8 protein-coding genes are annotated in these 9,377 nt (G+C 29.9%); 4 read left to right on the plus strand and 4 right to left on the minus strand.

The features are described from left to right. Positions 1–13: 13 nt before the first annotated feature. Both B2694_RS03625 and B2694_RS03630 read right to left on the minus strand, forming a co-directional pair. On the minus strand, positions 14–943 hold the full coding sequence (locus tag B2694_RS03625) for an ABC transporter substrate-binding protein (RefSeq protein ID WP_346884613.1): 930 nt from the start codon (positions 941–943) through the stop codon (positions 14–16). Positions 944–1,755: 812 nt separating this feature from the next. Beyond that, on the minus strand, positions 1,756–2,649 hold the full coding sequence (locus B2694_RS03630) for an ABC transporter substrate-binding protein (protein ID WP_346884614.1): 894 nt from the start codon (positions 2,647–2,649) through the stop codon (positions 1,756–1,758). A gap of 321 nt (positions 2,650–2,970) precedes the next feature. Here B2694_RS03630 and B2694_RS03635 point away from each other — a divergent pair, with 321 nt between their 5' ends. After that, positions 2,971–3,939, plus strand: a complete 969-nt coding sequence (locus B2694_RS03635) for an AraC family transcriptional regulator (RefSeq protein WP_346884615.1) — start codon at positions 2,971–2,973, stop codon at positions 3,937–3,939. A gap of 380 nt (positions 3,940–4,319) precedes the next feature. On the opposite strand, the gene B2694_RS03640 is transcribed toward B2694_RS03635, so the two are convergent. Then, positions 4,320–4,808, minus strand: coding sequence for a cysteine hydrolase family protein (locus B2694_RS03640; RefSeq protein WP_346884616.1), 489 nt, complete (start codon positions 4,806–4,808; stop codon positions 4,320–4,322). Between the two features lie 699 nt (positions 4,809–5,507). Here B2694_RS03640 and B2694_RS17795 point away from each other — a divergent pair. The 3 genes from B2694_RS17795 (at position 5,508) to B2694_RS03650 (ending at position 7,489) form a co-directional block, all read left to right on the plus strand. Then, entirely contained in the window at positions 5,508–5,798 is a 291-nt protein-coding gene (locus B2694_RS17795) for a LytTR family DNA-binding domain-containing protein (RefSeq protein WP_414632711.1), read from the plus strand. Positions 5,799–6,089: 291 nt separating this feature from the next. Beyond that, positions 6,090–6,983 (plus strand): hypothetical protein, encoded by an 894-nt coding sequence (locus B2694_RS03645; protein WP_346884617.1) that lies wholly within the window; start codon positions 6,090–6,092, stop codon positions 6,981–6,983. 212 nt (positions 6,984–7,195) lie between these two features. Then, positions 7,196–7,489 (plus strand): hypothetical protein, encoded by a 294-nt coding sequence (locus B2694_RS03650; RefSeq protein WP_346884618.1) that lies wholly within the window; start codon positions 7,196–7,198, stop codon positions 7,487–7,489. 129 nt (positions 7,490–7,618) lie between these two features. On the opposite strand, the gene B2694_RS03655 is transcribed toward B2694_RS03650, so the two are convergent. After that, positions 7,619–8,968: a B12-binding domain-containing radical SAM protein gene (locus tag B2694_RS03655; RefSeq protein ID WP_346884619.1), complete on the minus strand. Its 1,350-nt coding sequence runs from the start codon at positions 8,966–8,968 to the stop codon at positions 7,619–7,621. Positions 8,969–9,377 lie beyond the last annotated feature (409 nt).

A 9,377-nucleotide genomic window follows, 5' to 3' on the forward strand; every position in this document is an offset into this window, starting at 1 on the left:
TTCTCAATTAGAATTATTTAGCTAATGAATTTATTGCATTAACCATATAGTCAAGTTGTTCAGTAAGACTTGTAACATCAGAATAAAAGAAAAGTCCTTGATACTTTGCTGGAATTTCTATAACCCTTCCCTCTTTAACTGCAGGGATACTCTTCCAAATATCTGTTTTTGCATAATCAGATTCCTTACCTTCCTGTCTACACCATAGTATATAATCTCCAAAATACTCATTGGCTACTTCATAACTTATATGTCCACGTCCTTCTCCTGATTTTTCTATAAGTTCTTTAAGCTTGTCTGGATATTTAAGTCCAAGATATTCATATACTAAAGTACCACCTCTAGAGCCTGTCTCATAATATATACCGCTCCACTCACCAGTAGCTCCCCAATCTTCCAAAATACTGAAAGTTTTACCTTCAAATGTATCACCTTTAAAAGTTTTCTTCACATCCGCAAGTTTTTCTTCAAAGTTAGAAACCGCCTTCTCTGCTTCAGCCTTACGTCCTGTAGCTTCTCCTATGGTTTTTATACGTTCAAGAGAATCCATATCTCCTTCTGGAATAACAAGAACTGGAGCTATTTTACTGAATTTATCAAAGTCTGCCTCATCATATGTAATAATAAGATCTGGTTCTAAATTCATAACTTCTTCAGGCTCCCACTTTTCAATTTTTGTAGAAGCTTTAAGAGTATCATAAAAAGGCATACTTTCTTGTTCCCAAGCATTATATCCAACTAAATTTAATCCCAAAGTAATAACATCTCCAACATACCAATTAGCAATAACACGCTTAGGATTAGCAGGAACTTCAATATCCCCTTTTACAGTAGATATAGTACGAACAGCTTCTTCTTTAGTAGTATCCTTAGATGAAGAACAACCAGCAAAAATCACAGTAGTCATACATATTGCACAAAATAATGACAATAGTTTTTTCATTTTATACCTCTCCCTTATAAATATTTTATATTAATCTAATAACGCTAACACCTGCGTTATATATAAATGTAAGACTAGTCTAACTTTTTAAATCGTAGCATTTATAAATTCCACTGTCAATCGCTTAAAAAACCCCTTTTCAGAAGTCATTTTCTATTAAAATAAGAGTAACTTATTGTTTTATAAGAGTTAAATGAAAATACTTCTCATCATTATGGATTGTAATTTAAATAAAATGGATTATGTTTTTCAACTCTTATCTGCCAACAATCTAAGTATTCGTAGTATATCTGAACTATGCTAATATAAAAATCCAGCAAAATTTGTTGCTGCCTTTAAAGATATCCATAGAATTACTCCTTGTTATTTAGAAAATATTTTAACTTATAAAAAATTAAAGAGCTGTATCAGATTGATTTCATAAATCAATCTTGATACGGCTTCTTTTTTCACTTTCTAAATATTTATAATTTTCTTCACTTTCTTATCCGGCGTCAGCCGTTATCGATTTACATCTCTTTCCTATATTGGATTCTAGTTCGTCTAAAAAAGGAATTAAAGTAAGTTGGTCAGATCTTTCATATGATCTTCTTTCATATTCATGAAAGTTGTGTCTACATCTGTTTTAGACTAATAATCTTTTTCATGTAATTATTATGTGCAAAAAGGTGGATTCAAATTACTGAATCCACCTTTTTTTATCGGCTAGGATCAAAATTTATTTTGATACAGCCCCTTGTATTATTAAGCTATAAAATTCATTAGAGAATTCCTATCTCTTTACATGAATATTATAGCTTAATTTATTTTTATTAATTTTCTAGTAATTTATCCATAATATAATCTAACTGTACCCCCGATGAGTAAATATCAATATCATAAAACAGTGTAAAATCAATAGGTATAACATGTCCTGCCTTAACAGCGGGAATTGATTTCCAAACTGGATTATTCTCTAATTCCCCTATCTCTCCACTAAATATTATATAATCTCCAGCGTAATCCTTAATTGATTCAAGAGAAACCTCTCTATATTGATCTTTTCCTATAATTTCACTCTGTATGACATCTGGTGCTCTAAATCCGAAATGACTGTAAATTAGGTCGCCTCCACGTCCCCATTTATCACCATACACCCAAATACCTCCATTTGGGCTACTCTCAAAAATACTGAATTTCTTATCCATAATTTCTTTAGAAACTAATTGTTCCCTTGCATCATTTATTTTTTCTTTAAAATCAAATAGCACCTTTGATGCCTCTGCCTTTTTATTAAGAACCTCCCCTAAAAATGTTATTCTCTCCTCCATGCTAAGAGTACTGAAAGGAATATAAATTGTAGGGGCAATTTTAGAAAACTCCTCAATCTTTTCTTCGTTTACAACAAGAATAAGATCTGGATCATATTGCATTATTTCCTCTGGTTCAAAGTTTTCCCATACTGGTAAGTCTTCTACTTCCTTTTCATAAGCACTCCCATTTGCATCATAAGTAGCTACTGGTTTAACTCCTAAAGCCAAAATGTCACCCATTCCATAAGTAGCAATAACTCTTTCTGGATTAGCAGGAACCTCAACATCTCCTCTTACAGTACTTACAGTACGAACAGCTTTTTCTTCTTTAGTAGTATCCTTAGATGAAGAACAACCAGCTAAAATTAAAGTAGCCATAAATGCTGTACAGAATAGTGATAAAAATTTCTTCATTTTATATCTCTCCCTTATAAATATCTTATATTAATCTAATAACGCTAGCACCTGCGTTATATACAAATGTAAGACTAATCTAACTTTTAAAAGCGTAGCATTTATAAATTCCACTGTCAATCGCTTAAAAACCCCCTTTTCAGAAGTCATTTTCTATTAAAATAAGAGTAACTTATTATTTTATAAGGGCTAAATGAAAATACTTCTCATTATTATGGATTTTAATTTAAATAAAACGGATTATGTTCTTATTGAAAACATTTCTCAAATGATGCTATAATATTGTTACTTTAAATCAAAAAAGAGAGGGGTAAAAATTTTATGGATGAATATAATGATTCTTCTTGGAGTGCTTTAGCAGATAAATATAATTTTGTTAAAAGGCCTTATGGTAATGGACATATTTATGATTTTCCTCCTCATTGGTCAAATGGATGGATTGCAGAAATAAATGCTGCTAAAGGATTATTTGTTTCAAGTGCTTGGTTTACCCCAAGTGAACAGATAGTACATACAATAAATTCAAGTAAGCCTTTTATGATTATCTTTTGTGTTGACTGTGGAGAAATAGTCTATTCACATCAAGGGAAAAAGAGGCAAACTCTTCCTCCAATCACTAATTTAATTATTAATCCTCAAAAACCATTTACTTTTACTTTCTCTAAAGACGTACACTATTGTTTTACCAGTGTTTTAATTTTTGATGATTTTATAAAACCCTTTCTTAAAGAACGTACTAATGCACCTAAAATTAGTGTTGGTGATGCGAAGCTCTGGAAAACCCAACATTACAACACTCCTGATATAATGCTTATTTTAGAGCAAATTAGATGGGCTGTAAGAAATACAGACATGCCTTTACTTGCTTTTGAGGGGATGACTTTGCATCTTTTGTCTGCAATCACTAGAAACTTTCCTGATATCCCGAAAAGAAGAAGCAGCCGCCGCCACTACATTACTTGGGAAAATGAGCAGAAGATTTATCAAGTTAAGACTAAGATTGATGAAGATATTTTAAATACTCCAGATACAATTGAACTATGCAGAATAGCTGAAATGAGCGAAAGTAAACTTCGCGAATCTTTTAAAAATCATTATGGAATTCCTCTTTATAAATATATTCGAATAGAAACCATGAAAAGAGCCATGCAGCTCTTATCTGCTGATCATCTAAGTATTCGTGGCATATCTGAACTATGCGGCTACAAAAATCCAGCCAAATTTGCTGCTGCCTTTAAAGATGTTCATGGAATTACTCCTAGTGATTTTAGAAAATCTTTTAACTTATAAAAACAACCTTAACTATGTAATATCAATGGTTACTGCTATAAATATCATTTATTTATGATACTGTTCATTATTATTTATTCTAAAAGATAAATAACCCTCTACAACACATTTCTGTATTGTCGAGGGTTTCATGATGTAGGCCAAGGATCTTATACATCCATCTGACTATATCTCAATGTATAAGTTCTATACAATAGAAAAAGTGCTCCATACCACAAAGATTAGCACTTTCTCTAAGAATCATAGTTTACAGCATATATCTAATCCAATAGCTCTAAAACAAAATAAGCACGCTGCCAAAGTGACTTACACCAAATCAACGCTTTGGATTATCTACTTTTGTTCTGAGGATTGCTTAGTGCCTAGGAACTAAGCTTTTCTTACTTTAAAAAATATTCCAATGCCTCAAGACTAATTACCGGTCTTAAGAGTTGCATTTTTTTCACTTCTTCATATTCAACTCCTGAAATACCATTTTGAAGTAATGATGTTCCATATCCCATCTCTTTTGCTCCATTATAAGAAAATAATACGCAATACTCTGCTGCAAATCCACTTATAACAAGAAATTCAACTCCAAGTTCTTGAAGCTTATCATGAAGCTCTGTCTTGAAAAATGCATTATTATACTCTTTATGTATAACAATATCATTTGTACTTTCATTAATAGAATCAACAAATTCAAACTTCTCAGAACCAGGACCATCTCCCACTTCAATATCTAATACTTTTACAACAGGCAATCCTTTTTCCCTAAACATGCGTGCCGCCTCATTTATATACTCTACTGCATCATCAAATTCTCTTTGACATTTACAAAAGTCATAACATCCCTTTTGCATATCAATTATTAGAAACGCTGCTTTCATTCTTATACACCCCTTTAAATTTTTATATCTTACCCATGAAAATATATTGAAATTCATATTAGCATTTAACAAATATATACCATTTAATTATAATACATTAAATATTAATAGTCCCAACTTTTTGAAAAATAAAACCACCTAAATTAAATAGTAATTACTTTAATGTTCTTACCAATGCACTTCTACTCTTTGAAAGAAGTTCATTCTTAATTAGAAAATTCCATACTGGCTCAAATTTTTTCCATGCCCCTGCATAGGTGAAATGTTTTGTAAGTATTTTTATGGTTATAATATAGAATAATTTTACATTTATTTTTCACAGTAACCGTATCTTCTATACCATGTTTATAAGATGATTGAAATAAGCAAATGCAGTGTTGGAATAGTTTCATCTTACTTTTATTAATATTTTTTAACATATCATAATATAAAAACTTTTACCCCACTATAAATCTTACCTATTTAAAATCATTATTTATAACAGAATCTAATATTTCATAAATTTAAAATAAAAAAATAAAGGAGAGTAACAAAATATGAATTCTGTAATTTATAACTCTAAAACACCTATTGAAAATGAACTGATAGAATTTTTTAAAAAATAAAGGTATCCAAGCAGTCATCAATTCTGGCAGTGATGTATCATCTTTATTACCTTTAAGAAAAATAATTGCTACCAAAGAAAATAAAAAGTTTCTTATTGACTTAAAAAATGTATTATACTTTTATTCTTATAGCAATGAAATAAAAATCATTACAGTTGATAATTGTATATATACTGTGCCACACTCACTTCAATTTTGGGAAAAAAAACTTCCCTATGGAAATTTCTTTAGATGTCATAAAGGCTATATCGTGAATCTTGAAAAAGTGTTAGAAATTATCCCATCTTATAATTATACCTTTGATTTGAAATTAGAAAAATACACAAAAACATTACCCGTAGGAAGGAAATATATAAAAGATTTTAAAAAAATCGTTTGCTGGTAACTTGCAGTTTACACCTATATTATGATGTTTAATGCTTATATTTTACTCTCACGGACTAAATAGTATATTGAAAATGAATTTACCTTATAATATTAGTGTACATTACACGTGTAGATACAACAGGGTTGCCCTAATAAAAACCTTTCAATTAAACCAATAAGGGATGTAATAGTTTTTTACAAACCTATGTAAAGGGAGTTAACGTAAGTTATACAAATTATATTTTTAGTGAATATTTACCAAACACTCTAAATATACAAAACAATTTTAAAAATAAGGAGAATTTACATTATGGAAAGTATAAGCCACCTAGACTTAATTTTAAATCACAACAATCTAAAAGAGGATCAAAGCAAATTTAGCGATTCTGACGGATTAATCTCATTTGTAAATCTAACAAATGAGATTATAGGTAAAAGTACTGAATATAAGCCAGGAAGAGAGTTATGTGATAAAATATGTAATTTTTATTCTTCACTACGTATTCAGGTATATACATACCTAAAAGATCATCCTGAAGCGGTTTTACCTGGTGATATACCCCCTACCTCTCAATGGAGCAAATCTGTTACACATCTTATGGAAAATATTTTAGTTGATGCTGGTGGATTAGCTGGTTTTAAGATAAAAACTGAAAATTATAGTAGTAAACAGGCTGTCGCTGAATTTAGTACAGAAGTGTTTAAGATGATTTTTGATGCAGTTGCTTTTCCCGAAGCATTAATAACAGATATTACAAACTTCATAAAAGGAGTTGGTAAGACACTAAGAACATGTTGGGAAAAAAAAGAAAAAAATTTTGAGGTAGCTTTAATGAGTCAATGTCATGAAGGTATTAATACTGGAAAAGATTTGATCTATTTTCCTAAAGTAAAATACTACTATATTTCTGTTAATGCTACTCAAACTGAATTTATAAATGACTGTTCAAAAACACAGTATGTAACTTTTAATTTTAATTTTGAATCTCGTGTTAGTGCATTAAAAGCATCAGTATTAGATACTAAAACTAGTGATTATACTAAATTTAAAGCAGCTCTAGATAAGGCACAAGGAAAGTTATATACTGATTGCCTTAATACAATAGATAAGATTCTTGATACTGAATCAAAACTTCCTACAGGAGAGTTTTTATTAGGTACTAATATTAATTTAGATAATTATCCACGTATATCAATATCCTAATTTAGTTGTTTATTAATAGGGTTCTTTTGTTTTCTCAATATTACAAGCACCCTATTAATTCTAATTATGATAGAATATTTCCAATTAAGACATAATCTAAGGAATACAACTCAAAGGTTATGGGTGCTCTTGGATCAACAATGGGTAATATCCTTGATTAAGTTTTAAATGTTATTGATATTATAAATCATATGTAGGAGGCGAGGAATGAAATGTTTGATATTAATATTTATAATTCTAGTAATAAAAATCAGTCTTGGTCACTTAATAATGATATAAAGTTCTATTTAGAAAGTGGCGGTCGTATAAGAAAAAAATTAAAGGGCGATGATTCAATCATTATAAAAGTTATAGTTGAAACAATGCATCACCATATTGATACTACCGCAACACTAACTTACAATATAAAAGACAAAAAGTGGATATTCAATCCGACAAATCCACAACTATGGCTTTTCTCTGAAGATTCCTTAACATTACACTGTAATCTTGGTAATAATATGTAACTGAAATATTAGGATGAAGTCCATAAAAGTTCCAACATTAAAATATTGGAACTTTTTAACTTGTATGCTACGTTTTAATATATAATTACTAATCCATGTTGATATTTACTTATTACATTAAATACTGAATTACTTTAATGTTCTTACTAATGTGCTTCTACTCTTTGAAAGAAGTTCATTCTTAATTAGAAAATTCCATCCTGGCTCAAATTTTTTCCATGCACCTGCATAAGTGAAATGTTTTAATCTCATTCTAAGTTCTTCATGTTCCTTTGATGCCTTATATATATTTCTCCATCTATAAAAATCTTTATAAGCTCTATTATATCCACTTTCCATTTCTTCTTTTGTAATATTAGGGTGATTAAATACTAAATGCCTAGTATCGTATAATCTCCAATCCTTAGTAATAATTCTCTTATCTTCATCCATTTTATTAAATATCCCCGTACCAGGATAAGGAGTAAGAATATGATTAGTTGCTGTGGTTATTCCGCTATTAACAGCCCATTCTGTAGTTCTATCAAAGACATCTAAAGTATCACTGTCCAGTCCAAAAATAAAACTTCCATTAATCATTATTCCTAATTCATCTAATTTCTTTATTGCTTTACTATAATCTTTTCCTATGTTAGACCCTTTATTAGCTTGAATTAGGTTCTGTTTATTAATACTTTCAAACCCAATAAAAGCACTCCTAAATCCAGCCTCATACGCAAGATCTATTGTATCATCTTGAAGAATAGAATCCACAGTTATTGCACCTTGGAAAACTCTATTCATTCCCCTCATTTCTTTGAAAACTTGCCTTGATAACTTTTTATCTGCAAATATATTATCATCAAGAAAATATAAATGTCTCCCTTTCATACTTTCAATTTCTTTTAATATCCTGTCCACTTTATATGCAAAAAAAGATTTTCCGCCTTTATAAAATGAACTAACATAACAAAAGGAACATTTATTAGGACACCCTCTTGAAAATACCATGGAATTTGGAACTAAATACTTCTCCTGTTTAAATAAATCCCTTCTTGGCAGAGGTAGATTATCTAATGAAACTTCCCCCTGCTCATAAAACTCCTTTATATTTCCCTCTTTAAAATCCTTTAAAAACTCGGGAAAACTTCTTTCACCAAGACCAAGTAATACAGTATCTGCATGATTCTTAGCCTCTATAGGTAATGATGTTGCATGAATTCCACCAATAGCAACCTTTATTCCTCTTTTCCTATAAAAATCTGCAATTTCATAAGCTCTATTAGCATTAGTTATATAACTCTCAATACAAACTAAATCTGGTTCATCATTTAAATTTATTTCTTCTATATGTTCATCAACTACTTCTATTTCATCTGAGTCATCACACAATGATGCTAAAGTAGCCAAGCCCAAAGGAGGAAACAGTGAATATTTTATAGGCCTCCAATATGGACTTTTTGCCTCTTCTAATGCTGGTAAAATAAACTTTATTTTCACAATAAATGTCTCCTTTTCAAAAGCTATCATAGTAACAAATATCTATTACTACTTTCTTTTTACAGCGTAGCAAACCAGTAGTAATTTACCAATATTTCACTCTACATTTATATATGATACCATTGCTTTTATTGTTTTTCAATATATTTTTATTCTTTTAAGCAATATCTCTTTATCTTAAAAATAAGGGTTGCATCTCGATTTACAACTTAGGGTTGCATTTCGATTTACAATTAAAAATATCTATTTAGTTCCATGATAACATCATAAACAGAGTTCTTTACTCCCACTTTTAAAAAGAAGGGAGTATTAGATCTGGTAGATATCGGATAAAAAAATACTACTTTTAACCTAACATTTTGCTGAAAAAAAGAGCCGCAATTTGCGGAGGTCACTGAAAAACTTATAG

The sequence above is a fragment of the Clostridium sp. UBA4395 genome (genome assembly GCF_002390995.1).
Taxonomy (GTDB): Bacteria; Bacillota; Clostridia; order Clostridiales; family Clostridiaceae; genus Clostridium_J; species Clostridium_J sulfidigenes.